Consider the following 24,618-nt stretch of genomic DNA (forward strand, 5'->3'; position numbering starts at 1 on the left):
CCGCCAACGCGACGACCAAGCCCGCGCGACTACCGGCTACTGGGAGTAACCGACACGGCCACGGTTCCGGCCCGCCTCACCCACGGGCCGGTACCGGGTCGCCAGAACCGCGGTACCGGATCACCGGACCAGGCGTACCAAGTACGCCTAGTTGCCATCCAAAGCGCCGAAGGAGCTCGAGGAGCACTTCGGTCGCCGCGGCAACGCCATCAACGACGGCGAGACCGTTGAGCTGACCCGCCCGATGGGGCAAGGCCGCGACCGGCGCGACCGCAGAGTGGTCTGGCATTACAAGTGGGAGCGTGCCCAGCGGGACCGTCGCACGCTCAACGCCCAGATCGACCGTGCCCAGCGGGTGGCCGACCGAGCCGAACCTTTGAAAAAACAACGGTTCGTCAAGGTAACCGGCCAAAACGTCACCTTGGACGAGGCCTCGATCGAGCGGGCCCGCCAGTCCGCGGGCTACAAGGGGTACGTCACCAATATCGACCCGACGATCATGGATGGGCAGGCGATCGTAGCTGCGTACCACGACCTGTGGAAGGTCGAGCAATCGTTTCGGATGGCCAAGTCCGACCTCAAGGCAAGACCGATTTTCCACCGGACCAGGGATTCCATCGAGGCGCACTTGACCGTGGTGTTCGCCGCCCTGGCGGTAGCCCGATACCTGCAGAACATCACCGGCGTATCGATCAAGAAGATCATCGGCACCCTCGAACCCCTGCGCACGATCGTGGTCGCCATAGGCGACCACGAGATGGTCGTCGAGCCGACCATCAACGAGGACGCCCGCGGCCTCATCGACGCCATCAACGCGGGTCACTAAAAGTTGTGGAACTCAGGTAAGAGGCGACTGCGGCGCGCGTGCTATCCCGGAAAGCTGAAAATCGCCTCTGAGCAGGGGTGCCCTGAACGGTGCTTCCAGGGCACCCCTGGTCAGCGGCCTGGCGCTATACCGGCGACGGCGGCACAGGCGGTAGACCGAATAGGCCTTCCGTCAGTCTGTGCAGCCGATATCCTGAGGCTATGACGAGCGCCGCCCCGACTCCCGAATCGCTCGCCTTGCGTGAGCTCATCGAGGCGCGTCGAGACGAGTTCCGAGCCCTCCTTGCCAAGTACGCTGCGACGAATCCGATGCTGTTCGGATCACTCGCCCGCGGTACTGCGAATGGCGGAAGCGACGTGGACATCCTGGTGGATATGGACCCGGCCGACGGCAACCTCCTCATGCGAGCCTCCGGCTTGTTGGAGGAGGTTCGTACGCTCTTCGGTCGCGAGGACATCGACATTTTCCCCGAGCAGTTGCTCAAGCGACCTATTGCGGACGTGGGCCTGAGGCAGGCGTCGGCGTTGTGACGCTGCGCGCCCGGCGGGAATCTACGACCTGAGGACGACCAACTGTTGCGTCGCCCGCGTCATCGCCACATAGCGGTCAACTGCACCGATGACGCCCGAACCGAACGTCTCCGGGTCGACCAGAACCACCAGGTCGAACTCGAGGCCCTTGGCCTGCGCGGGGGTCAGCGAGCGGACGCGGTCGGAACCGTTGAAGTCGGGGCCGGCAGCGCCGGTCGTGCAGATGATGCCGACCATGCCCTCGGAGTGGGTGGCGAGCCACTCGTCGACCACGCCGTGAAGATCCTCGACTTGGCCGTACCGGACGGGTGCCCCGCTGCGGCGGACCGACTCGGGCACGTTGGCGTCGGGCCGCACCGACCGGATCACCGGAGCGGCGGCCTCCATGATCTCGGCGGGCGTGCGGTAGTTGATGCTCAGATGCACGGACGTGATGCGGGCAGGGGAGAGGCCGATGCGCTCGAGTCGCTCGGGCCAGGACTCGTCGAAGTCGCGACGGGACTGCGCGCGGTCGCCAACCACCGTGAGGCTGCCCGACGGGCAGCGGCGCAGGATCATCGCCCACTCCGAGTCGGTGAGTTCCTGCGCTTCGTCGACGATGATGTGGCTGAACGGGCCCGCCAGGCGGGCCGGGCCGATGGCCGGTTCTTCGTCCGCCGGGGAATCGAGCAGTGCCTCCTGCAGATCGGCGTGGCGGAGCATGGGGGAGACCCCCTCGGGATCGTCATCGGCGGCGATGAGGTCGTCGCTCACCCGCTGGCGCCTTGCGAGTTCTGCGGATCGCTCGGCCCGGTGACGCTGCGTTCTGCGCTTCCGGTCGGCATCACCCAGCCGGTGGTGGGCCGCGTCCAGGAGCGGCAGGTCCGCGGTCGTCCATGAGTCGGCCGCGGGTCGCTGAAGGAGTTGCAGCTGCTCGGTGGTCAGCCACGGTGCGCACAGGCGCAGGTACGCCGGGACGGTCCACAGGTCCCCGACAAGATCGGTGGCGTTGATCATCGGCCATGCCCGGTACAGGGCACGGTGCAGGTCCGGGTGTGCTGCGAGCTCTGCGCGGAGGATGTCCGCCGGCACGCCACCGCCTGCACTGTTATGGAGGGCCCGGTCAACGAGGATCTCGGCGAGCGTTTCGCGGATCTGCGGGTGAGCTTCGTTGTGTGGTGTGCCGTCCTCCACGGAGGCGAATGCCTCGGCCCAGTCGGCCGGCGTCAGGCGCAGGTCCAGCCACTCGGTCTGCATCACCATCGACTGCTCGGGCGGCTGCTCGTAGAAGCGCACCGCGGCCTCGATCGTCTCGACCATGCGGAGCTCTGACTTCAGTCGGGCGACCTCGGGATCGGGTTCGTCGGGCAGTCCGCCGGGCGGTGCCGCGATCGTCCCGCCGAGCGCGGCGACGCCGAGATCGGCCACGGTCGCCGTCTGCACGCTGTGCTCACCGAGGGAGGGGAGTACATCCGCCACGTAGTCCAGATACGGCCGGTGCGGCCCGACGAGGAGCAGGTTGCCGCGCCGCAGCCCGGTACGCGACTGTTCGTGGAGCAGGTATGCCGCCCGGTGCAGGGCCACGACGGTCTTGCCGGTGCCGGGTCCGCCGTCCACGATGAGGGCTCCCCGGGAGTCCGCGCGGATGATGGCGTCCTGATCGGCCTGGATCGTGGTGAGCACATCCCGCATTCGGCCGGTTCGCGCCTCGGACAAGCTCGAGATGAACGCCGAGAGGTCGTCGGGGCTGACGTGAGCGAAGACCTCGTCGTCGTCGCCAAAGACCTCATCCCAGTAGTCCACGATGCGCCCGCCCGACCACCGGTACCGACGGCGATACGTCACGCCCCTCGGATCGGCGAGCGTCGCGGCGAAGAACGGCTCGGCGGCCGGGGTGCGCCAATCCACGAGGAGGGGAGTGCCGGCCGCATCGGTGAGGCCGATGCGGCCCACGTACACCGGCGCGGTCGCGGGTGCTGTGGGGCTGGAGTCGAATTGAGGGGCGCGGGAGGCGGCGGCGGTGGCGTAGTGGCCGATGCACATGTCCAGCCCGAAGCGGCGCAGCGTGGCGAGCTCGGCGACGAGGCGGCGGATGTCGGCGTCGCGCTCGATGGTCTGCGCGCCGCGGCCTGCGGGGTCGCGGCGGCGGGCGTCCAGACGGGCGGACAGGGAGGCGACCTTCTGGTCGAGGGCGTGGGAGACGGTGGCGAGGTGGCGTTCGTCGGCGGCGATGTGCGCCGGGTCAGCCTTGTGGGCGAGGTGATCGGGGAGGGCGAAGATGCCGGGTGCCTCGGGGGACATGGCGACAGTGTGCGCCCCCACCGGGGTCTTGCCGCAAGGCCCCCTACCAGCTATAACGTGAGAAGGGGAGGGGTTTCCGGCAGGAATCTAGTTGCCTGGAGGCTGCCAGATCGACGCTGCGCCTCGCAGTGGCTCGCCCCCACGCTTGTCGTCAATGACGCTCTCGACATCGACCGGCCGGATGGTCACGGTCTCAGGGTGGTCACTGGGTCTATACTCGTATAGCGGCGGAAGGGGTGTCATGACGGCCAAACAGCTGAACACCAAGTTGGACGACGAGACCATCGCCCGTCTGGACCATCTGGCTCGAATCACCGGCAGGTCCAAGTCGTTCTACGCGAGCGAGTTCATCCGCAGCGGACTCGACAAGATGGAGGACTGGTACTTGGCCCGGCACCGTCTGGAGGAATTCAGGCAGTCAGACGATTCCGCGATCCCGTTGGACCAGGTGGACTGGTCCTGAGGTGGCGTATCTGGTCGAGGTCACGCCGCACGTCCAGAAGGTCATCAGCAAGCTCGGTCGTCAGGACAAGACTGCGCAGCAGAGAATCAGGGCATTCCTCGAGGAGCGAATACATGGGTGCGAAGACCCCAGGTACCTCGGTAAGGCACTTCGTGGCGACCAACACCTCTGGCGGTACCGCGTGGGCGACTACCGGATCATTTGCTCGATCGAGGATCAACGGGTAACAGTCCTCGTCGTTGATGTTGCGCATCGGCGTGAGGTCTACCGATAAAGATCGACTGCCCGTGACCGTCCGGGGGCAGAGCTGAGACACTGGACTCGGCCCGGATCACGGGTCACTTGCTCTCGCGCGGTCATTCCTCATCCTCGGGTCGAGCGCGCGACCGTCTGAAGGATTCACGTGTCTTCTCTTGTGCCGCACTCGGACCGCCCGTGAACACCGTCAGCTGGCGGGAGAGCGGTGTCGACCGCACCGCCGGGTGGCGCTCCGAGAACGCCGCACCTGTCCCGACTGGAATCGTCGTGATCACCGACGACATCTCCGCAGACAAGGCTCTCCGAATCGCCCAGAGAGGCTCAAGCCTACTGTGGCGGGGGGACTTCCAGAACGCTCGGCAGCTCATGCGCGCCCTCGACCGGCGCCTCGAGAAGAGGGCGTCCCGGTCAACGCAGAGCTCCGAACCCGGGGAAGTCTTCCTCGCCAACCGGAAAGCGCGAGCGCAGCGGGCAACGATCCTGGGCAAGATCCTGATCCCCCTGCAGCCCGATTACTCGATCAGCCTGCGCCGAGCGCCCGACGCGCGCGAGGCCTGCGGGCACGCTTACGGGCAGCCGGTCGACCAACCCACCGACGAGTCGAGCGTGTCTATCGGCGAGGAGACTCTCGTGTCGCTGCCCGAGCTCCTCGGCGTGATCAGCGCCTACGAGTGGCACCGCAAGGGCATCGAGGTCAGCGCCCTGGGGGCTCGCATCCATCCCGCCCACGGCGTCTTCGCCCCCACCCGCGACGAGTACATCGACCTGGTCGCCGATGCCCCCTGGCCGCGGGGCATCGACCATCCCGTCGTGTGGGACATCGGCACCGGGACAGGGGTGCTCGCCGCGGTGCTGGCCCGGCGTGGCGCCCGGGAGGTGGTCGCGACCGACATCAGTTCCCGCGCCGTGCAGTGCGCCCGGGACAACGTGGATCGGCTGGGGTTGGCGGACCGCGTTGCGGTGGTGCAGGCCGACCTGTGGCCCTATGACGACGACGGCGAGGCGGGCGACTCCGGGCGGGCCGATGTGGTGGTGTGCAATCCGCCGTGGATACCCGGCCGCCCGACCTCGGCCCTGGAGCAGGGGATCTATGACCCGGACTCCGACGTGCTCCATCGCTTCCTCAGCGGGCTCGCCCATCACCTCACGCCGCAGGGCGAAGGATGGCTGATTCTGTCCGATCTCGCCGAACACCTGGGGCTGCGCACCCGCGAGGACCTGCTCGGACGTATCGACGCGGCCGGGCTGACCGTGGTCGGGACCAGCGAGACCACGCCACGCCATTCCCGCGCCGCAGACAGTGCAGACCCGCTGCACGCGGCTCGCTCGAAGGAGCGCACCATCCTGTGGCGGGTGGGAGCGAGGCTGAGGACCTAGCGGAGGCGGGGCACCTGTTCGAGGCTGAGCACTTGGCGGAGGCTGAGCACCTACCGGGGCCGGCGCCCGCCGAATGCCCAGACGAGGGCATGCACCGCGAGCAGCGGGGCGATGAGCACCACCGCGCCCCAGCCCGTGGTGGCGACGGGCATCCAGTCGTCCCAGGATGCGCGCATGGCGCCGAGGAAGTCCCCTCGCTCGAACTCGGCAGGTTCAGGCGAGTCGTGCCCGGCGTCGGCGTCCCGGGAGTCGGCGAAGAGCCCCGCCACGTCCGCACCGTCCGCCGAGACGTGAAAATCGGCGGGGCGAGGGGACTGCGAAGCGGAGTGCATGCCCGGGATTCGACGCCGGGGCCGCGGCGGATTGGGCGCGGTGCCGGGCGGCATGGGAAGGCCTCGTCGTCGTCGCACCAACTGCGGCCACCACCGCATTTCCGGCACGTAGGCTGAACGGCGCCCCGCACTTCACCCGAGGCCGAGGATGCGATCCCATGGACAGCGTGACGGACAGGACGGTTCCCTCCGCGTCCGGGAGAAACCCAACCGGCGACGACCGCGCACCCCTGCTCCCGCCCGGGCCCCCGTTGCCCAGGTCGATCCAGGGCGTGGGCTTCGGCCTCGCCCGGCGCAGAGTGCTCCAGCGCCTGCAGGCGAGATACGGCGACGCCGTCACCGTGCACCTGCCCATCTACGGGCGCGCGGTGATCATCTCCGACCCCGCCCTGGCCAGAGAGCTGTTCACCGCCCCGCAGCAGTCGCTGACCAACGTCGACCCCAATCTGGGCCGGGTCCTGGGGGAGCAGTCGATGTTCGCGCTCGAGGGCACCGACCACCGTCGGCGCCGCAAGCTGCTCACCCCGCCTCTGCACGGCAGGCGCATCACGGGCTACGAGGCGGTCGTGGAGGAGGAGACCCGGCGCGAACTCGACTCGTGGGTCGTGGGCCGGCCGTTCGCCTCCATGCCATCGATGACCCGCATCACGCTGGACATCATCATCCGGACGGTGTTCGGCGCCCGGGACGATGAGCTCGTCACGCTGCGCCGCGTCATCCCGCCCATGGTGGAGGCCGGCTCGGCGGCGGTCATCACCCCGGAACTGCCGGTGCGCGTGGGCGCTGTGGGGGTGGGGTCGTTGGGCCCGCGCGGTCGGTTCGCCCGCTACAAGAAGGTGTACGACGACGCGATCACCGCGCTCATCGCCCGGGGTCGCCGCGACGACCGACTCGACGAGCGCGACGACATCCTGGCGATGATGCTGCAGAGTACCTACGACGACGGCTCGTCCATGACGGACGAGGAGATCCGCGACGAGCTCACCGCACTGCTCGTGGCAGGACACGAGACCACCGCGACGACGCTCGCCTGGGCGCTGGAACGGCTCAGCCGGAACCCCGCGGTGCTGGCCGAGCTGGTCGCCGAGGTCGACGCCGGGGGGACCGACTACAGGCACGCGACGATCCTGGAGGTGCAGCGCAGCCGGCCGGTCATCGACCTCGCCGGACGCAACGTGCAGGCGCCGCACCTCGACCTGGGACCGTGGCGCATCCCGCGCGGGTACAACGTGATGGTCGCGATCTCGCTGCTGCACGACGACAGCGTGCACTTCACCGACCCCGAGCGCTTCGACCCGACCCGCTTCCTCGACACCACGCCACCGCCGGCGTGGCTGCCCTTCGGCGGCGGGACCCGGCGATGCATCGGCGCGGCGTTCGCGACGATGGAGATGGACGTCGTGCTGCGCACCCTGCTGAGCATGTATGAGATCGTCCCGACCACCGAGCGGGACGAGAAGTGGCACTCCCGCGGCGTCGCGTTCGCACCCCACAGAGGAGGGCGGATCACCGTCCGGCGTCGGTGACCCGGCGGCATCGTCGGTGACCCGGTGGCATCGCTGGCGGCATCGTCGGTCTCCCGGTGGCATCGCCGGCGGCCACCGCATCACGTCGGATTCACGCACGTGACGTGCACCGGGTGCGCGATGATGGGAGCGGCGATCCGACCAGGGATGACCACCAGTGATGACGAGGTGTGGACATGGCCACGAACACTGCATCGACTGCCACAACCCGGGCCGCGGACGGAGATGAAGGCCCCGGCGAGCCCACGCTTGCCGCACTGGCCTTCCAGGACAGTGGGTTCGACGGCCAGTTCCTCCGAGTGCTGGACACCATCCCGACGGGCGGAGCCGACGTCGGGGAGGCGTTCATCACCGCGCGCAGGATCCCCGACGGGGACAGGGACGCCTGGAACGCCGAGTGGAACGCGCTCGGGGAACGGATTCTCGCGGATGCGGAGAAGAGTCTCGCCGCCGGTCACCGGGTGAGCGCGCGTGAGGGGTTCCTCCGCGCGACCACGTACTTCCGTATCTCCGGGGTCTTCATGTACGCCCCTCCGATGGATCCCCGGTTCGTCGCGGCGAACGCGCGTCAGAGGGACGCTTTCCGCAGAGCGGTCGAGTTGATGGACCATCCCTTCCAGCAGGTCACGGTCCCGTACGAGGGGACCGAGCTCGACGGCTACGTCGCGACCCCACCCGGCCCGGGACCGTTCCCCACGCTGATCCTGGTCGGCGGATACGACGGCACAATGGAGGAGACGTACGTCGCCGGCGGTGTCGCGGCGTTGCGGCGCGGTTACGCCGTCCTCATGATGGACGGCCCGGGCCAGGGCGCGGCGCTGGTCGAGCGCGACCTGCACTTCCGACACGACTGGGAGGCGGTCGTCACCGCTCAGGTCGACTGGCTGGTCGCCCGTCCGGAGGTCGACGCCTCCCGGATTGCAGCGATGGGCCGCAGCTGGGGCGGCCACCTCGCGCCCCGCGCCGCCACAGCCGAGCACCGCCTCGCCGCCGTGATCGCCGACGCCCCGCAATACGCCCCGGGAGCCAGCGCCTCGCTGCTCCTCCCGGAGGAGTACCGCGCCGACCTGGACACGGGGGACGCCGATGAGCTGCTCAACTCGGTGGTCCGCGCCGGGATGGAGCAGTCACCGGGGCTGAACTTCTCCGTGGGGAGAGGGATGCTCACGCACGGATGCGCGACCCCGGTCGACTACCTGCGCGAACTGAGGTCGTTCACGCTGGACGGCCTCGCCGACCGCATCGACTGCCCCGTCCTGCTGACCACCGGCCAGAACGACCCGCGCATCGTCGACGCGCAGAGTCTCTTCGACGCCCTCACAGCGCCCAAGACGATGATCGAGTTCACCAACGCCGAAGGTGCCGGTGAACACGACGAAGCGGGGGCGGCAGCGCTGTTCAGCCAGCGCGCGTTCGACTGGCTCGACACGGTGCTCGGCCGGTAGGGCCGCCGGTCGAAATCACCGATCCCGTACCTCGAAGTGGCGATCGCCGCAGCAAACAGGGTTGCCGGCTACGCCCCTGCGTCTGAGACGGGGTTCCTCGCCTCGCCTCGCCTCTGGTGCAGGGCGCGGTCTGTAGTCCGAGAGTTGGCAACGCCTGATCGGTCTACCCAACGTGATCTCACACGGCTCACTTGCATCCTTCGTTCTGGGGCCTTCAGTTCCCACGGGCGGCCGGTAACCTGTAGCTATGACGAGCACCGCCCCGACTCCCGAATCGCTCGCAATGCGCGAGCTGATCGAGGCGCGTGATGACGAGTTCCGTGCGCTCCTGGCGAAGTACGCGGCTACTAGACCAAGGCTGTTCGGTTCGGTCGCGCGTGGCACCGCGCAGGCGGGAAGCGACATCGACATCCTGGTGGAAATGGACCCGTCTGACGGCAATCTCTTGATGCGCGCCTCCGGTCTGTTAGAGGAAGTCCGTGCGCTATTCGGCCGCGACGATATCGACGTCTTCCCGTCGCAACTACTTAAGCGAGCGATCTCAGAGTCGGCGCTCCGGGACAGCGTCGCGTTATGAGTCGCGAGTCCGATCAGCGGATCGACGACATCCTGCGGGCCATCAATCGATGCCAGCGGTACGTACGCAGACTGGACAACCATGACATCGACCTCGTCCTCATGGCCGAGGATGCAATCGAACGGAACTTGCAGATCATCGGTGAGGCTGCGAACCATCTCTCGGCCGGGATCACAGATGCACACCCAGAGATCGCCTGGCCGCAGATCCGAGGGTTCCGCAACATCCTCGTTCACCAGTATTTCGGTGTTGAGGCTGACATTGTGCGAGACGTCGTGAAGACACACCTACCGCCTCTTGCCGAAGCGCTGAGTCAACACCAGCGTGGTCCTGAATCGAACTCTGAGGTGTGACCGGACGCCTCTCGCGGGGTGCTGCCCGCACCGACCGCCCAGACAGTTGTGTCCGGCCGCCCTCCTAGACTGGCTGCACGACCCCTGCCGACCGCTGACCCGAGGAGACCGTGTGGACTACGCGGCGATCGACGCGCTGCGCGAACGACATCCCGCGTGGCGGATGCTCCGCGCCACCCACGCGCCGCTGCTGCTGTCGTTTCTCGGCCGGTTCTTCGTGGAGGAGGGACACGGTGCCAGCCCGGAGGGGGAGATCATCGACGCCCTCGACGACGAGCTCTACAAGCTCAATGCGGAGAATCCCGAGAACCCGCGGTTCAAGCGGGACGCAGCCGACTATCTGGCCGAATGGGCGTCCACCGACTCAGGATTTCTCCGTCGCTTCTATCCGCTCGGTACCGATGAGATCCACTACGACGCGACACCCGCGTTGGAAAAGGCCTACTCGTGGGTCCAGAGCCTGCACGCGCGGCCCTTCGTCGGCACCGAGTCGCGACTGCAGACCGCGATCGAACTACTCCGCCAGATCGCCCAGGGCACCGAGGTCGACCCCGCGATACGGCTCGCCGAGTTGCAGCGGCGCAAGCAGGAGATCCAGCGGGAGATCGAGCAGATCGAGGCCGACCCGGAAGCCGGACTACTCGACATGACCGCCGTGCGCGACCGCTACCAGCAGTTCTCCTCCACCGCTCGCGAGCTCCTCGCCGACTTCCGCGAGGTCGAGGAGAACTTCCGCGCACTGGACCGCTCGGCTCGCGAACGCATAGCCACATGGGAGGGCAGCAAGGGGGACCTGCTGGAGGAGCTGGTCAGCGGGCGCAGTCGCATCGACTCCTCCGATCAGGGGCGCAGTTTTCAGGCGTTCTACGACATGCTCCTGTCCTCATCCGGCCAGGAGGAACTCTCCGCCCTGCTCGAGCGGCTCACCGCGATCGACGAACTGAAGGCGGACCGCAGCATCCGCACCGTCCACCACGGGTGGGCCGAGGCCGCCGAGCGCACCCAGCTGACCGTCCGTCAGATCTCCGAGCAGCTCCGCCGGTTCACCGACGACCAGATCTGGCTGGAGAACCGCCGCGTCCTCGACCTGGTCCGCGAGATCGAGGGGACCGCGTTGGCGCTGCGACAAGGCACACCCCCGGACTTCGGTCTCGAGTTGGAGCAGGCCGGCGTGGAGGTGTCGCTGCCCACCGAACGACCGCTGCACAGTGTGCGGCCCGCGTCCGAGGTGGACAGTCACCTGCCACCGTCCGAGCAGGAGCATGTCGACACCTCCGTGTTGGCCGAGCAGGTGATCGTGGACCCCGCCCGCCTCGCCGCCAGGTTGCGCAACCTCGTCCCCGAACGCGGTACGGCATTGCTCGAGGACGTCGTCACCATGTACCCCGTCGAGCACGGCGCCGCGGAACTCGTGGGCTACCTCGCCCTGGACACCGACGACATCGAGGTGACCACCGACCAGCAGGAGGAGACGGTGATCGAGTACGAGGAGGCCGGCCGGTCGATGCGGGCCCGGATGCCGCGCGTCGTGGTGAGGCGCCGGTGAGCCCGGAGGAGAGGGCGGTCGCGACCAGCGCCATCCGCCTCATGCAGGGCGTCGTCTATCAGGAGTCGGACGCGTGGGAGGACCTCCTCCGCCACCGTGGCGCCGTCCGCGACCACTTCGCCGTGATCGGGCTCGACGTGGTGATCGACGACGACGAGGGCTACGCCTACCTGCGCACCAGCGAGCCGGAGGACGGTGACGAACCGCTCCCGCGGGTGATCAGACGCCGCGCGCTCACCTACGCCGACAGTCTCCTGTTGGTGCTGCTGCGCAAGCGGATGGTGGAGTTCGAGTCCGCCGGCGACCAGGGCCAGCTGGTGCTCACCCAGGACGAGATCATCGAGATGGTTCAGCTCTTCCTCGCCCGCAGCACCGACGAGGCCCGAGTGCTCAAGCAGGTCGACACGTCCATCAACCGCCTGGTGTCCATGGGATTCCTGCGCCAGCTCAAGGGCCGGCGGGACACCTGGGAGGTGCGCCGGATCCTCAAGGCCTACGTGGACGGTCAGACCCTGTCCGACTTCTCCGCCAAGCTTGCCGAGTACGCCGACGGGGGTGCCGACGATGAGTGAGGGCCTGTTCTCCTCCGTCGACCTCGCGCCGCAGGGGCGTCCCGGTTTCCGGCTGGTCCGGCTCGAAGTGCTCAACTGGGGGACCTTCGACAAGCGCGTCTGGCAACTGGAATCGGATGGGGAGACCCTGCTGCTCACCGGCGACATCGGCAGCGGCAAATCCACTCTGGTCGACGCGGTGAGCACCCTCATGCTCCCCTCGCACCGGATCGACTACAACAAGGCGGCCGGCGCCGCACGCAAGGAACGCACTCTGCGCTCCTACGTGGAAGGCCACCACAGGACCGAGCGCAACGAGTCCACCGGCAGTGTCCGACCGGTGGGGCTGCGGGACCGACGGTCGTATTCGGTGATCCTCGGCGTCTTTGCCAACCAGGGATACGACGACGAGGTGACCCTCGCCCAGGTCTTCCAGCAACAGGACGCCACAGGACAACCCTGGCGACGCTTCGTGACCGCGGACCGGGCGATGTCGATCGAGTCCGACTTCACCGACTTCGGATCCGACCTGGGCGACCTGCTCAAGCGGCTCCGCCGAGACGGTGCCACGGTGGAGAAGGACTTCCCGCCCTACGGTCGTGCCATGCGGCGCCTGCTGGGCATCCGGTCCGAACAGGCCATGGAACTGTTCCACCAGACCGTCTCGATGAAGGCCGTGGGCGATCTCAACGAGTTCGTCCGCACGCACATGCTCGAACCCGCGGACGCCTCCGAGCGGATCGAGGGGATCATCCGGCACTTCGAGGACCTCACCCGGTCCTACGATGCCGTCCAACGGGCCCGAGCCCAACTCGAGGCACTGGAACCACTGGTCGCCTCGATCAGCCGGTACGAGAGCGCGGTCGAGCGCCTGGACCGTCTCCACGAGGAACGTGTGGCGATCCGCCCCTACTTCGCCGAACTGCGGATCGAGCTGCGCCAGGCGGAGATCGAGCGGGTCCGCGCCGAGGTCACCACCATCGCCGCCCAGTTGGAGCAGGTGCGCTCCGAGTCGCAGGCCCTCGGGGCGGAGCGGGACCAGCTCCTCGCGGCCCGGGCCGAGGCGGGCGGTAGCCGCATCGGCGAGCTGGAACGCGCAGCCCGCGACGCGGGCGCGCAGGCCGAGGAGCGGAGAACAAGGCGAGAGCGGTTCGAGGACGCCGTCGCGAGGGCCGGCCTCGACCCGGTCGGCGACGCCGCCGGATTCGCGGACCTCGCCGTCCAGGTCGGTCGGGCGCAGGCAGAGATCGAGACGCAGATCGCCGAGCTCAAGGAGCGGTACGACGCGCTGGTCCTCGGGCACGGTGAGGAGAAAGCGCAGCTCCGCGAGGTGCAGGAAGAGCTGGACAGCCTCGCGACCCGCCGCAGCAACCTGCCGACCGAACAACTCCAGGTGCGGTCCGCCCTCTGCGCGGAACTCGGAGTGTCGGAAGAGGAGCTCCCGTTCGCCGGCGAGCTTTTGGACGTGTCCGAAGAGCACGCGCAGTGGCGGGGAGCCGCCGAGCGCGTGCTGCGCGGATTCGCGGTGTCATTGCTGGTGCCACAGCGGTACTACGCGGATGTCGCCGAATGGGTCAACGCCCGCCGGCTGACCGCCCGGCGCTCCGACGGTCGCGAGATGGGGGTCCGCCTGACCTACGAGCGGGTTCCGGAGCGCCACCTGCCCTTGCAGCGCCCCCATTCCGACGGACTGCTGCTCGCCGACACGGTGGAGATCGCCGACACACCGCTGCGCGGGTACCTGAGCAAGGAGTTGTTCGCCCGGGCGGACCATCTCTGCGCCACCACGGTGGAGGAGTTCCGGCACGCCGAGCGGGCGGTGACTCGCGAGGGCCAGGTGCGGTCCAGAAATCATCACGTCAAGGACGACCGGCGGTCCGCGGCCGATCCCCGCGGCTGGGTGCTGGGCTGGCGCAACGAGCAGAAGATCGCCGCACTGCAGGAGCGGCGCGGCGACCTCACCCGATCAGTGGAGCGGCTCGCCGCCCAACTCGAATCGGTGTCGCGGGAGCAGAACGAGGTGGGGGAGCGGCGCACCGCGCTCTCGCGGGTGGCGGACTATCCCTCGTGGCGCGATCTCGACTGGGAGGACGCCCGATCGCGGGCGGACGCCGCCGATGCCGAGCGCCGTCGCCTGCTCGAGGGCAGTAGTGAACTGGCCGAGATCGACAGACGCGTGGCGGAGGTCGACACACGAGTGAACGAGCTCAGCCAGACCAAGGACACTCTCGGCGAGGCGAAGGGCAGTGGAGAAAGCCGCATCGCCCAGGAGAGCAGTCAGATCGACCGCGACCGGCGCAGCCTCGACGAGCTGACGGCGGACATCCGCGCAGCAGCGGCGGACATCTACCCCAGACTCCGGACACGACAGGGCCGCGCGGGGTCGACGACCGCGGATCAAGCCGAACTCCACGAACGACGACTGTCTGACGAAATCGACAAGGAGACCGGCCAGACCCAGCGCGAACTCAACGGCTACACCACCAGTCTGCAGCAGGGTATGGCGGAGATCCGGCGACGCTGGCCGGAGCAGACCACCGAGATGGACGCCTCGGTCGACGCGCGCGGGGAGTACATCCGCTTCCACGCGCAGGTGGCCCAGGACGATCTGCCGCGCTTCATCGCGGAGTTCGAGGAGCAGCTCAAGAAGAACGCCATCCGCGAACTCGCCGGCTTCCACAACTGGCTGCAGCGCCAGGCCGACGATATCCAACAGAAGATCGAGAAGATCAACGAGGCTCTCGGCGCGATCGACTTCAATCCGGGACGCTACGTGCGCCTGGATCGGGAGAACACGGTCAACCAGGATGTGCGGGAGTTCCGATCCGACCTGCGAGCGGTCACCGACGACACCCTCGGCGGCGACGACCGCTACTCCGAGCAGCGGTACCAGGAGGTGCGGGCGATCCTCGAGCGACTCCGCGGCCGGGAGGGCCACAGCGAGACCGACAAGACGTGGCGGGCGCGAGTCACGGACGTGCGCAACTGGTACACCTTCTCCGCCTCGGAGCGCGACCGCGAGACCGACGAGGAGTGGGAGCACTACCGCGATTCGGACGGCAAATCGGGCGGCCAGAAAGAGAAGCTCGCCTACACCATCCTCGCGGCGTCGCTGGCGTACCAGTTCGGCCTGGAGTGGGGCGCGGAGAAGGCCCGTGACTTCCGCTTCGCCGTGATCGACGAGGCGTTCGGCCGGGGCTCCGACGCCTCCACCCGGTACGCCCTCGAGCTGTTCGCCAAGCTCGGCATCCAGCTGCTGATCGTCACGCCCCTGCAGAAAGTGCACGTGATCGCACCGTACGTGCGCTCCATCGGGTATGTGGACAATGTCGAGGGCAGGTACTCGAGGCTCGTCATGATGTCCACAGAGGAGTACCACCGCCAGCGCGGCGGAGAGTGATGGTCGCCGGCGCGCGGAAGTGGGCCACGCCGGAGGCGGTCCGCGAGAAAGTGCACAGGCGGTGGGTCGACGGCACCTTGCTCCGGGGTTTCGCCCGCGGGGAGACGCTCACTCCACTCGAGATCCCACTCGGAGGTCCGAGAACGTCCGAGCTCGGTGAGCGCTTCGGCGAGGTGCAGGAGTGGATGGCCGCACTCGAGGCCGGCAGTCGCGACGGCAGCCGATACACGCTGCGGTACACGGCGGTAGGCGGCCGGAAATTCGGACGCAATCAGATTCCCACTCATGCCGTGGTGACCCGGTTCGACCAAGCATGGGCACTGCTCGGAGTCCGGACGCAGGTGGTGAGCTTCGAACAGATGCTGGCAGCGGCCCCGGATACGCCGGTGCGGGACTGGCTGCTCGCCAGACCCGTCGCCGCGCTCGACCATGCACAGGAGTGGCCGCAGATCCTCGCGGCGTACAGCTGGCTCGAAGACGCCCGCGGGACGGGCAGGTACCTGCGGCAGATCGATGCCCCGGGAGTGGACACCAAGGTCGTCGAGAGTCATCGGACAGTTCTCGCAGGGCTCCTCGGAGTCTCACGCAACGCCACCTCGTTTCTCCACGACCTTGGCCTGCGCACCAAGCCCGAGTACGTCCGGTTCCGTATGGCGGGCAGCGTCGCGCCGATGTCGGTCACCGAACTGTCCGTGCGACCGGAGGAACTCGACGGACTTGGCATGTCCTTCACCACGGCCGTGATCGTGGAGAACGAGATCACCTACCTCACGCTGCCCGTCCCGGACGACGGAGTGCTGATCTGGGGGAAGGGATTCGACGTGGCCCGCCTCGGCCGCTGGGACGCGCTTCGAGTGGCCGACGTGCACTACTGGGGCGACCTCGACACACACGGCTTCGCCATCCTCCACCGGCTGCGCACGCACCTTCCGCGGGTGCGGTCTTTCCTCATGGACCTCGAGACCCTCAACACACACCCTCAGCGATGGGGACAGGAGTCCTCACCCACCAGCGCGACACTCGATCAACTAACGGCGGCGGAGGCGGCGGTCTACGACGACCTGGTCTCCGACCGCTTCGCCGAGCGCGTCAGACTTGAGCAAGAGCGGATCGACTGGGCCTGGGTTCTGGACCGGTTGCCCTACCGGACAGGTGGCACATGAACGCCACTCGATCGTGTGCACCACTGGTCGAAAACCCAACACCTCGTCGTCACTAGACACTCGCCTTCCTGACCGGCACATACGCGCGGCGCCGGTCGTTCCCGCTGCCGGTCGGTCGGAACCGTCCCGGTGTGCGAGGTGCCGGTAGCCTAAAAGCTATGGGTGTCGCTGCCACGAACGCCACATACGACCTGCCGGAAGAGCAGGCCGTGCTCGACGTGCTGCGTTCTTTCGGCGTACGGCGGGCTCGGCTGTTCGGAAGTGCGGCCCGCCGCGAGTTGACGCCCACGAGCGACATCGACCTGCTCGTCGAGATGGACGGTCCGGTCGACTACGGGGCGATATTCCGGCTGTCCGAGGCTCTGGAGAGGGTCGCGGGCCGACCATTCGACGTCCTCACATCGATCAAAGTGCCGTTCCGGCCGTTCGTCGAGCCCGAACTGGTCGAGCTCGCGTTATGAAATCCCCGATCCCGTACCTCGACATGGCGGTCGCCGCAGCTACGAGGGCGGCCGGTTACGCCCCTGCGTCTGAGGTCGAGTTTCTCGCCTCGCCGATGGCTCAGGACGCGATCTGCATGCGGCTGCAAGAGGTGGGGGAGAACCTCTCCAAAAGCCGTCGGCACTGTCCGGACTTCTACTCAGCTCACCAGTCCGAGGGTTGGCATCGCCTGATCGGCCTGCGCAACGTGATCTCACTCGGCTACGCCGAAGTTGACATGCGCGTTGTGTGGACGATCATGCGATGCGCATCTGGGTCCCCTAGCCGAGGAGCTGAAGGCTCTGTTGGCCACGTCGTGACCCCGGGTCGCCGTAATGCCCCGCACGCGGTCGTTCCGCGCCCCGGTCAGGATTGATACGAAAGCCGAGTGATCCGCCAGGCTTACGAGAGTCGCCACCTCGTCGTCGTCATCTAGGACTTTGTTTCGGGAGTCCACATCTCGCCCGCTCGACCACCCATTTGAACGGCCTACGACACGCCCCTCCGGACGGCGAGCGTGGCGGCGAGGGTGGCTCGGCGGCTGGGGTGCAACAGTCTGTGGATGGGGAAGAATCGGTCTCATCTGTCAGGCCGGGACCACCGATGTGGATCGGATTGACCGGTCTCGTCAGCGCGACCGCCGATTGGGCCGTTGCTCAGATCGAGACAGAAGCGGCGCAGCGTCTCTCGCGCCTACTCGGCACCGCGCTCGGCCCGGACAACGCGTCGCGGCTGTGGCGCCGCACAGAACCAGTCCCGGTCGGGGTAGTCGTCCCAGTCAGGGGTGTCTTCCGTGCCGTGATCCGTGGTCCGCGAGCCGGTGATCCAGAACAGGAAGTGCGTCACAGTCAACGGCGTGATGACGAATAGCGCACCCCAGCCCGTCGCCGCCACCTGTACCCAGCCGTCCCACCGCGGAGGTAGTTCGGGCGGCGCGGGCGCTGTGACGAGAACATCCCCGGTGTTCGCCGCTGCGGGCGCTCAGGATGGGGGACCGGGTTCTGCCAGCACAACCCTCCGGGCTCTTGGGTAGGTTGGGTGGTCCACCCGCCCGCGCCCCAACCCAGGAGGCACTTGAGCGTGCAGATTTCCACAGCAGAATCGACCACCACCGACGCGGACAAGAGTTCGCTCGCGACACAGGACCCCAACGAGAAGCGGCGCAACCCCGACAAGGGCTATGTGGCACTGCTCGGCTGGGCGCCCAACGCGGTCGACGCCGTGGACCGGTTCGACCGCCGCTACGTCGTGGTGGCCCCGGACTGGGCCGAGGACTACTGCCGCCAGCACAGCATCCCGTTCGTCCCGTGGAACTTTGAGCGGCTCAACGACCGGTCCATGGAGATCGCCGAGACCCTCAAGGACATGGGTGTCGACGTGGCGATCCCGCTGTTCGAGGAGACCGTCGAGTGGGCGGGCGCCATCAACTCCATGCTCATGGACAACCCCACCCTGTACGGCCAGTCGCTGCTGCTGCGGGACAAGGCGCTGATGAAGCGCCGCGCCCAGCTCGGCGGGATCCGCGTGGGGATCTTCGAGGAGGCCCACGAGCGCGACGACGTGATCCGCTTTCTCAAGCGCGTCAACCAGACACTTCTCAAGCTCGACGGCGACCCCAACGACCCGATCCACCTCAAGGCCTTCGACAAGGCAGGCTGCCTGGGGCACCGCGTCATCCGCACCCCGGACGAGGTCGACACGATCCCCGACGAGGAGTTCCCGGTCCTTATGGAGTCCCACCTGGACGGCTGGGAATTCGCGGTCGAGGCCTGGGTGCACAACGGCAAGATCGTGTTCCTCAACATCTCCGAGTACGTGACACTCGGGTACTCGGTGTTCGTGCCGGCTTCGCCAGAACTCGAGAAGTACCGGCCGGAGATCACGCGGCAGATCGAGAAGCTCATCAAGACCTTCGACATCAAGTTCGGGTTCGTTCACCCCGAGTACTTCGTCACCAGCGACGGCGAGATGTACTTCGGCGAGGTGGCGTACCGCCCGCCGGGGTTCAAGGTCTTCGAGCTGCTCGAGCGCGCCTACGGGTTCAACGCCTACCAGGGGCTGGTTCTCGCGTTCGACCCCAAGACCACCGAGGAGGAGATCACGGCGTTCTTCCCGCGCGAGGTGGTCGACGCCACCGGTCACGCGGGCTGCTTCGGCGTCTACCCGCGGCGTCGCGTGGTCTCCACGCTCGCGATCCCGGAGGAGACCGAGGACCACGAGTACTTCGAGTCCCACGAGCTCACCGCACCCGTAGAGGAGACCGTCACCAAGCGGACCGCCTTCGGCACCCACTGGGGCCTGGTCTATTTCTTCGGCGACGACGCCTACGAGATGCGGACCCTCCTGGCGCGCCAGGAGGAGCTCGACTTCTACGTGTGACGGGCCATCCGCTGCGACGACGTGGGTACGGTACCGGGGGCGGGCACCCTCGCCCGGAGATCTGGAGAGTGAACCCAAGTGGCTAACGTTGAGCCCGACGCGACGCGAGTACTCGACAAGCGGGTGGCCTCTCTCGTCGACGCGACAAGGGCCCTCGCCGACGCCGGGGATGTGGGCAAGTCCACGCCGAAACGCCGCGTGCTCGACGGCCTGCGCCTGGTCCTGCTCCAGGACGGTGGCGCGCAGGCCGTGCAGTCGATGGCACAGGAGCTCGAGTCCGCCGGACTGTACGAGGGGACGGACTGGGCGTCACCGAGTTCACTGGTCCCGGCGCTGAGCACCGGGTCGCTGCGCAGCCCCAACGCGGACACGGCGGTGATGGAGATCGTCAGCGACCTCCGTCTGGTCGCCGTGGCCAAGGGGGAGTACGCGCACCCCGACGTGTCGGCGGAGGAGGCTCTGCAGCACCTCAAGGAGGTGCTGGCCACCAACGCCTCGATGCTGTTCACCGCGGCCACCGAGGCGGAGCGGGTGCAACAGGGCCGGATGGCCAAGGTGACCCGCACGTCGCTGACGCACATCGCCGAGTCGATCGGCTATGACACCGTCCTCGACCAGCTGGTCGAGGAGATCTGGCGGATCCTGCGGCAACGCCCGATCCAGGTCGACCACATCAAGGAGACCATCACCCAGATCGCGGTCGCGCGCCACGACCCCGAGGTGGACACCAGCACCGGCGGGTTCGGCGTCGACCGGCTAATCAGCAGCATCTACGGCACCACCGAGGCGAGCCGGGAAGACCCCGGGGTGGACATCTACCGCTCCCGCCTGGAGTCGATGGACGAGGGGGCCCTGCAGTACGAGGCCGCCGGGTTCGCGCGATCCATGCACGACACCGGCCTCGTCTCCGCCTACCACCCCGTCCTGCTGCGGTTCCTGCGTGAGAAAGGCAGCTTCCTGCTCAGCGAGGCGCTCGGCCTGTCGAGCACCGGCCGGGAGAGCCTGCTGTGCTTCCACGGCCTCGTCGATGCGCTGATCGACGCGGCTGTTCACCCCGAAACCGCGCAGTCGGTCTACGGACTGGCGTTATTGCTCGAGCGGGGGATCCTGTTCCAGCCGGCCGTCGCGCCCGCACTGTGGCGGCTGTTGGCCCTGCCCCTGTCGGACTACGCGAACGAGCGCCTCGCGCTGGCCTACGGCCCGGCCCACCCGGGGAGGATCTGGCTGCTGTCCGGGACGCTGTCCATGCTGGGCCAGCCGCTGGGCGTGGGGCAGGGCGACAACCCCACCTGCCAGTCCGCCCGCGCGCTGTCCATGTGGGCGTACAACGACCCCGACTACCTGCTGCAGACCATCGCCTGGGCGGCGCGGGACAACGAGGTGGTCATGCACTTCGAGGGCCGCCCACTGTCCTCCCGCGAGCTCGAGGCGGGCCTGGCGGAGACGCTCCCCCTCGACCTGGACCCGGTCTCCCTGCTCGTCGTGCCGCACCTGGACCGGATCTACGCCGAGATGGGCCGGCTCTGCGCCGACCGCGAAGGCGACCCCCACCGCTGGGTGAACCCCGAGTTCCACGGCTGGTGGGCCGCGCGGGGATTCCGCATCAACGTGGACGTGGAGTCCGGCAGGCTGACCGGGCTCGAGGACTTCCTGCGGCACTTCTACGGCAGCTACCACCCGTTCCACAACGGCAACCAGCCGCTGATCCACCCTCAGCCCGCCGGCGTGGCCGTGACCGACAGCTCCGCGCGGTTCGTGGGCTGGCACGCCATCACGATCCTGCGGGTGGCGCTGGATCCGGACGAGACCATGCGCGTCTACTTCTTCAACCCCAACAACGACAGTGGCCAGGACTGGGGCAACGGGGTGGTGGTGAGCACCGCCGGCCACGGGGAACGCTTCGGCGAGTCGTCGCTGCCGTTCGAGGAGTTCGCCTCGCGGCTCTACATCTTCCACTTCGACACCCTCGAGCCCGGCGAGACCGGGTCGGTGACGGCGGAGGAGATCGCCCGGGTGACCGACCTGATCCGCTTGAGCTGGGGCGCGGATCGGCTGCCGGAGCTCTGAGCCAGCCTCGGCTCTGACGCGAGCCCCCTGGCGTCGGCCCTCTCTTCGCGAGCCCCCCGCGACGTGTGCGGCGTCTTCAGTCCATTCCGGGCGCGCGAGTCGCGGGAGGGCGTGCACTCGGAATGCGTACTTAAGAGAGGCAGAGGATCTGCGCGGCTGAGGGCGGCTGTGGCCCATCGGTAATGATTAGAGTCAAGCCGAAGGTAAGAGAGCATGTTCCTGCGTCCTAATTTGTGATACGTTTTCGGATTGAAGGTCGTGATCTACGCCTCCGCGCGCCGACACGGCATCACAGACGCGGAGATCAGGGCCGTCCTCGAGCATCCGATCGTTCGATATCGACTAGCTCCACGCACGGGGCCTCAGGCGAAGTTGCTTCGTATGGTCGGAGACCCGGACGGCGGAGCTCTGATTGAGGTCGTGGTCGACCGGGTGGGCGGAGAGGAGCTACACGTGTTTCACGCGATGCTTCTGACCGCGGCAGTGGCGCGCGAAGTGCTCGAGGCCACCGGCGGGAACCTTGACTTGTCCGACGGCGTCAGCCGTAGTCAGAGGACGCAGCGGGAGAAACGATGAGCGAGACAGGTGATCGTGAAGCGCATTATGCGCGTCTCGCGGACGCCGTAGAGGCTGGCGAGTACGACGTGATCGATTCCCCGGCGGAAGTCCGCCCGGACTACCGTCACGGTCGGCCCCGGCGAGGGGATGCGGTCGAGGAGACCCGTCCGCTCGCTGTTCGACTCACTGAGTCCGATCGGCGCCGTCTGGCCGACTATGCCGACCGGACAGGGCAGCCGATGAGCGCCGTCATCCGAGCGGCCATCGATGAGTACCTCGGTAGGCACCCAGCCGCCTAGCGTGCTGCCGGAGATTTAAACCCGACGCGCCGCCCGCGGCGTACTCCGGCAGGGTGCGCGTCTCCACTTCGCCACGTCGGGCGGTGCCGATCCCGGTCATGCGTCGATTCTGCCCCACCGGCCCACCCGCCCCAGTAATGGTGGTCACATCAGCAAAGCCTGTCGAACTTCCTGCAGTACAGTGCGAGGGTTCCCGTGCGCGCCGTCAGGCCTCGCCGGGCTTCCCACTTTGTTTCGCCCCGTAATGCCTAAGGATTCCCGTGACGACTGAGTCATCCGCCGCTGCCTTCTCTCCAGCCCAGCCCGACCCCGCCCTCGGCTCCGCGCCACTGCCCGCCGCCACCAAGCGGCTAATCGCGCTGCTCGTGGCCGCGGCGTTCGTGGTGATCCTCAACGAGACCATCATGTCGGTCGCGATCCCCGAGCTGATGGGGGAGTTCGCCGTCACCGCCGCCACCGCGCAGTGGCTCACCACGGCGTTCATGCTCACCATGGCCGTGGTCATCCCGTTCACCGGGTGGATGCTCATGCGATTGCCGCTGCGGACGGTGTTCATCATCGCCATGACCACCTTCACCCTCGGCACCCTGCTGGCCTCGCTCGCGCCGGTGTTCGTAATCCTGGTCGCCGGCCGGGTGGTGCAGGCCGTGGGCACCGCGATCATGATCCCGCTGCTCATGACCACCGTGCTCAACGTGGTGCCCGCGGACCGTCGCGGCCGCACCATGGGTGTGATCTCCATCGTGATCGCCGTGGCCCCGGCCATCGGCCCCACCGTCGGCGGCCTGGTGCTCGACGTGCTGAGCTGGCGCTGGATGTTCTGGTTCGTCCTGCCCATCGGCGTGCTCGCGCTGGTGGCCGGCGCCACGCTGATCCGCAACGTCACCGCCACCCGCGCGATCCCGCTCGACATCCTCTCCGGCGTGCTCTCGGCCGTCGGCTTCGCGGGCCTGATCTTCGGCCTGAGCTCCTTCGGTGAGGCCGCCAACGACAACGCGCTGGTGTCCCCGTGGGTGCCCGTGCTCGTGGGCGTGGCCGCGCTGTCGGTGTTCGTGTGGCGTCAGCTCGCGCTGAAGGACTACGCGCTTCTCGACGTGCGGGCCTTCACCTTCCGCACCTTCACCGTCAGCCTCTCGCTGATGCTGCTGTCCATGATGGCGCTGTTCGGCACCCTGATCCTGCTGCCGCTGTACATGCAGCAGGTCCTGGGCACCACCACCCTCGAGTCCGGCCTGGCGTTGCTGCCCGGCGGTCTGCTCATGGGTGTGCTCGGGTGGTTCGTGGGTCGGCTCTTCGACCGCATCGGCCCGCGCCCGCTGATCATCCCGGGCTCGATCCTGGCCGCCGCCGGCTTGTGGGGCATGTACGTCTCCTTCTCCGCCGAGTCGTCGCTGGCGATCGTGGTGGTGTGGCACATGATCCTCAGCGTGGGCCTGGCGCTGCTGTTCTCGCCGCTGCTCACCTCGGCGCTCGGCTCGCTCCCGCCGCACCTGTACTCGCACGGCTCCGCGCTGCTCAACACGCTGCAGCAGGTCGCCGCGGCCGCCGGCACCGCCCTGTTCATCACGGTGATGACGCTGGGCATCGTGGCCGGGGCCGAGTCCGGTGAGGGTGACGTGGCCGCGCAGATGACCGGCGTCCACAACGCGCTGCTGGTGGGCGCGATCATCTCGCTGATCACCGTGGTGGGCGCGTGGTTCGTCCGCAACACCGCGCAGACCGAGGGGCCTGCGGTGGCGCCGATGGCCGAGGAGCCGGTCGCTTCGTAACCGTCCGGGCACCTCGGCAGCACCAGCCCGGGCGCCCCGGCCGGTCGACACCCTCGGCGGCGTCGAGTGCCCTATCGCGCGAGCACCATGAGCGCACTCCGTGTGCAGCAGGTACGCCGCCCGGTGCAGCGCGACGACCGTCTTGCCCGTCCCCGGGCCGCCGTCCACCACGAGTGCGCCCGAGGAGTCGGCGCGGATGATCGCGTCCTGGTCGGCCTGGATGGTGGCCAGCACGTCGTGCATCCGGCCGGTCCTCACCCGGCCGAGGCTCGCGACGAACGCCGATTGGTCGTCCGGGGCGGTGCGGGTGCCCACCTCGTCGTCGTCGAGAACCTCGTCCCAGTAGTCGACGACGCGCCCGCCCGACCACCTGTACCTCCGCCGGTACGCCACGCCCATCGGCCGGGCGAGCGTCGCGGCGAAGAACGGCTCGGCGGCC

21 protein-coding genes and 2 pseudogenes are annotated in these 24,618 nt (G+C 68.0%); 20 read left to right on the top strand and 3 right to left on the bottom strand.

Going from position 1 to position 24,618, the window contains the following annotated elements; genetic code table 11:
* Positions 1-157: 157 nt before the first annotated feature.
* Together G6028_RS04290 and G6028_RS04295 are read left to right on the top strand one after the other, a co-directional pair.
* Positions 158-826, top strand: a pseudogene (locus G6028_RS04290) (IS1634 family transposase); the annotation flags it as partial.
* Positions 827-1,026: 200 nt separating this feature from the next.
* On the top strand, positions 1,027-1,356 hold the full coding sequence (locus tag G6028_RS04295) for a nucleotidyltransferase family protein (protein WP_182658151.1): 330 nt from the start codon (positions 1,027-1,029) through the stop codon (positions 1,354-1,356).
* 21 nt (positions 1,357-1,377) lie between these two features.
* Here the strand turns inward: G6028_RS04295 and helR are convergent, their stop codons facing one another.
* On the bottom strand, positions 1,378-3,636 hold the full coding sequence (gene helR / locus G6028_RS04300) for an RNA polymerase recycling motor ATPase HelR (protein ID WP_182658152.1): 2,259 nt from the start codon (positions 3,634-3,636) through the stop codon (positions 1,378-1,380).
* Positions 3,637-3,877: 241 nt separating this feature from the next.
* Between helR and relB the strand changes: the two genes are divergently transcribed.
* The 3 genes from relB (at position 3,878) to G6028_RS04315 (ending at position 5,734) form a co-directional block, all read left to right on the top strand.
* Entirely contained in the window at positions 3,878-4,099 is a 222-nt protein-coding gene (relB, locus tag G6028_RS04305) for a type II toxin-antitoxin system RelB family antitoxin (RefSeq protein WP_182658153.1), read from the top strand.
* A 1-nt stretch (position 4,100) separates the two neighbouring features.
* A complete protein-coding gene (locus G6028_RS04310) occupies positions 4,101-4,373 on the top strand; it encodes a type II toxin-antitoxin system RelE/ParE family toxin (RefSeq protein WP_182658154.1) in 273 nt (90 codons plus the stop codon).
* 161 nt (positions 4,374-4,534) lie between these two features.
* On the top strand, positions 4,535-5,734 hold the full coding sequence (locus G6028_RS04315) for a methyltransferase (protein ID WP_182658155.1): 1,200 nt from the start codon (positions 4,535-4,537) through the stop codon (positions 5,732-5,734).
* 50 nt (positions 5,735-5,784) lie between these two features.
* Here G6028_RS04315 and G6028_RS04320 read toward each other — a convergent pair whose 3' ends face one another.
* Entirely contained in the window at positions 5,785-6,066 is a 282-nt protein-coding gene (locus G6028_RS04320) for a hypothetical protein (protein WP_182658156.1), read from the bottom strand.
* A gap of 158 nt (positions 6,067-6,224) precedes the next feature.
* On the opposite strand from G6028_RS04320, the gene G6028_RS04325 reads away from it, so the two are divergent.
* From G6028_RS04325 to G6028_RS04395, 15 genes are all read left to right on the top strand, one after another.
* On the top strand, positions 6,225-7,592 hold the full coding sequence (locus G6028_RS04325) for a cytochrome P450 (protein ID WP_241730534.1): 1,368 nt from the start codon (positions 6,225-6,227) through the stop codon (positions 7,590-7,592).
* 176 nt (positions 7,593-7,768) lie between these two features.
* Positions 7,769-9,037: an alpha/beta hydrolase family protein gene (locus tag G6028_RS04330; protein ID WP_182641745.1), complete on the top strand. Its 1,269-nt coding sequence runs from the start codon at positions 7,769-7,771 to the stop codon at positions 9,035-9,037.
* Positions 9,038-9,284: 247 nt separating this feature from the next.
* Positions 9,285-9,614, top strand: a complete 330-nt coding sequence (locus G6028_RS04335; RefSeq protein ID WP_179525747.1) for a nucleotidyltransferase family protein — start codon at positions 9,285-9,287, stop codon at positions 9,612-9,614.
* On the top strand, positions 9,611-9,967 hold the full coding sequence (locus G6028_RS04340) for a HepT-like ribonuclease domain-containing protein (RefSeq protein WP_182658157.1): 357 nt from the start codon (positions 9,611-9,613) through the stop codon (positions 9,965-9,967). The genes G6028_RS04335 and G6028_RS04340 overlap by 4 nt, the downstream gene beginning before the upstream one ends.
* Before the next feature lie 112 nt (positions 9,968-10,079).
* On the top strand, positions 10,080-11,513 hold the full coding sequence (locus G6028_RS04345) for a DUF3375 family protein (protein WP_182658158.1): 1,434 nt from the start codon (positions 10,080-10,082) through the stop codon (positions 11,511-11,513).
* Positions 11,510-12,085, top strand: coding sequence for a DUF4194 domain-containing protein (locus tag G6028_RS04350; RefSeq protein WP_338404145.1), 576 nt, complete (start codon positions 11,510-11,512; stop codon positions 12,083-12,085). Before G6028_RS04345 ends, G6028_RS04350 begins: the two co-directional genes overlap by 4 nt.
* Positions 12,078-15,464 (top strand): ATP-binding protein, encoded by a 3,387-nt coding sequence (locus G6028_RS04355; protein WP_182658159.1) that lies wholly within the window; start codon positions 12,078-12,080, stop codon positions 15,462-15,464. Before G6028_RS04350 ends, G6028_RS04355 begins: the two co-directional genes overlap by 8 nt.
* The gene (locus G6028_RS04360; protein ID WP_182658160.1) at positions 15,464-16,627 is read left to right on the top strand and encodes a Wadjet anti-phage system protein JetD domain-containing protein; all 1,164 of its coding nucleotides are present in this window, start codon (positions 15,464-15,466) and stop codon (positions 16,625-16,627) included. The genes G6028_RS04355 and G6028_RS04360 overlap by 1 nt, the downstream gene beginning before the upstream one ends.
* A 158-nt stretch (positions 16,628-16,785) precedes the next feature.
* A complete protein-coding gene (locus tag G6028_RS04365; RefSeq protein ID WP_182658161.1) occupies positions 16,786-17,088 on the top strand; it encodes a nucleotidyltransferase family protein in 303 nt (100 codons plus the stop codon).
* 23 nt (positions 17,089-17,111) lie between these two features.
* Positions 17,112-17,483: a HepT-like ribonuclease domain-containing protein gene (locus G6028_RS18175; RefSeq protein WP_422110519.1), complete on the top strand. Its 372-nt coding sequence runs from the start codon at positions 17,112-17,114 to the stop codon at positions 17,481-17,483.
* Positions 17,484-18,187: 704 nt separating this feature from the next.
* Positions 18,188-19,486 (top strand): ATP-grasp domain-containing protein, encoded by a 1,299-nt coding sequence (locus G6028_RS04375; protein ID WP_338404146.1) that lies wholly within the window; start codon positions 18,188-18,190, stop codon positions 19,484-19,486.
* Between the two features lie 78 nt (positions 19,487-19,564).
* Entirely contained in the window at positions 19,565-21,553 is a 1,989-nt protein-coding gene (locus tag G6028_RS04380) for a hypothetical protein (RefSeq protein ID WP_182658162.1), read from the top strand.
* A gap of 258 nt (positions 21,554-21,811) precedes the next feature.
* Positions 21,812-22,129, top strand: coding sequence for a hypothetical protein (locus G6028_RS04385; RefSeq protein WP_182658163.1), 318 nt, complete (start codon positions 21,812-21,814; stop codon positions 22,127-22,129).
* A complete protein-coding gene (locus tag G6028_RS18180; RefSeq protein ID WP_182615700.1) occupies positions 22,126-22,410 on the top strand; it encodes a ribbon-helix-helix protein, CopG family in 285 nt (94 codons plus the stop codon). The genes G6028_RS04385 and G6028_RS18180 overlap by 4 nt, the downstream gene beginning before the upstream one ends.
* Before the next feature lie 260 nt (positions 22,411-22,670).
* Positions 22,671-24,179, top strand: a complete 1,509-nt coding sequence (locus G6028_RS04395; RefSeq protein ID WP_182610916.1) for a DHA2 family efflux MFS transporter permease subunit — start codon at positions 22,671-22,673, stop codon at positions 24,177-24,179.
* A 57-nt stretch (positions 24,180-24,236) separates the two neighbouring features.
* Here G6028_RS04395 and G6028_RS17585 read toward each other — a convergent pair.
* Positions 24,237-24,618 (bottom strand): annotated as a pseudogene (locus G6028_RS17585) (AAA family ATPase); the annotation flags it as partial.

This window comes from Dietzia cercidiphylli, from assembly GCF_014145145.1.
GTDB classification, from domain to species: domain Bacteria; phylum Actinomycetota; class Actinomycetes; order Mycobacteriales; family Mycobacteriaceae; genus Dietzia; species Dietzia natronolimnaea.

Bases quoted from the DNA above. Each gene is read 5' to 3' on its own strand.
- G6028_RS04295 (WP_182658151.1), top strand. From the start codon at position 1,027: ATGACGAGCGCCGCCCCGACTCCCGAATCGCTCGCCTTGCGTGAGCTC.
- helR (WP_182658152.1), bottom strand. From the start codon at position 3,636: ATGTCCCCCGAGGCACCCGGCATCTTCGCCCTCCCCGATCACCTCGCC.
- relB (WP_182658153.1), top strand. From the start codon at position 3,878: ATGACGGCCAAACAGCTGAACACCAAGTTGGACGACGAGACCATCGCC.
- G6028_RS04320 (WP_182658156.1), bottom strand. From the start codon at position 6,066: ATGCACTCCGCTTCGCAGTCCCCTCGCCCCGCCGATTTTCACGTCTCG.
- G6028_RS04325 (WP_241730534.1), top strand. From the start codon at position 6,225: ATGGACAGCGTGACGGACAGGACGGTTCCCTCCGCGTCCGGGAGAAAC.
- G6028_RS04330 (WP_182641745.1), top strand. From the start codon at position 7,769: ATGGCCACGAACACTGCATCGACTGCCACAACCCGGGCCGCGGACGGA.
- G6028_RS04335 (WP_179525747.1), top strand. From the start codon at position 9,285: ATGACGAGCACCGCCCCGACTCCCGAATCGCTCGCAATGCGCGAGCTG.
- G6028_RS04340 (WP_182658157.1), top strand. From the start codon at position 9,611: ATGAGTCGCGAGTCCGATCAGCGGATCGACGACATCCTGCGGGCCATC.
- G6028_RS04355 (WP_182658159.1), top strand. From the start codon at position 12,078: ATGAGTGAGGGCCTGTTCTCCTCCGTCGACCTCGCGCCGCAGGGGCGT.
- G6028_RS04360 (WP_182658160.1), top strand. From the start codon at position 15,464: ATGGTCGCCGGCGCGCGGAAGTGGGCCACGCCGGAGGCGGTCCGCGAG.
- G6028_RS04365 (WP_182658161.1), top strand. From the start codon at position 16,786: ATGGGTGTCGCTGCCACGAACGCCACATACGACCTGCCGGAAGAGCAG.
- G6028_RS18175 (WP_422110519.1), top strand. From the start codon at position 17,112: ATGGCGGTCGCCGCAGCTACGAGGGCGGCCGGTTACGCCCCTGCGTCT.
- G6028_RS18180 (WP_182615700.1), top strand. From the start codon at position 22,126: ATGAGCGAGACAGGTGATCGTGAAGCGCATTATGCGCGTCTCGCGGAC.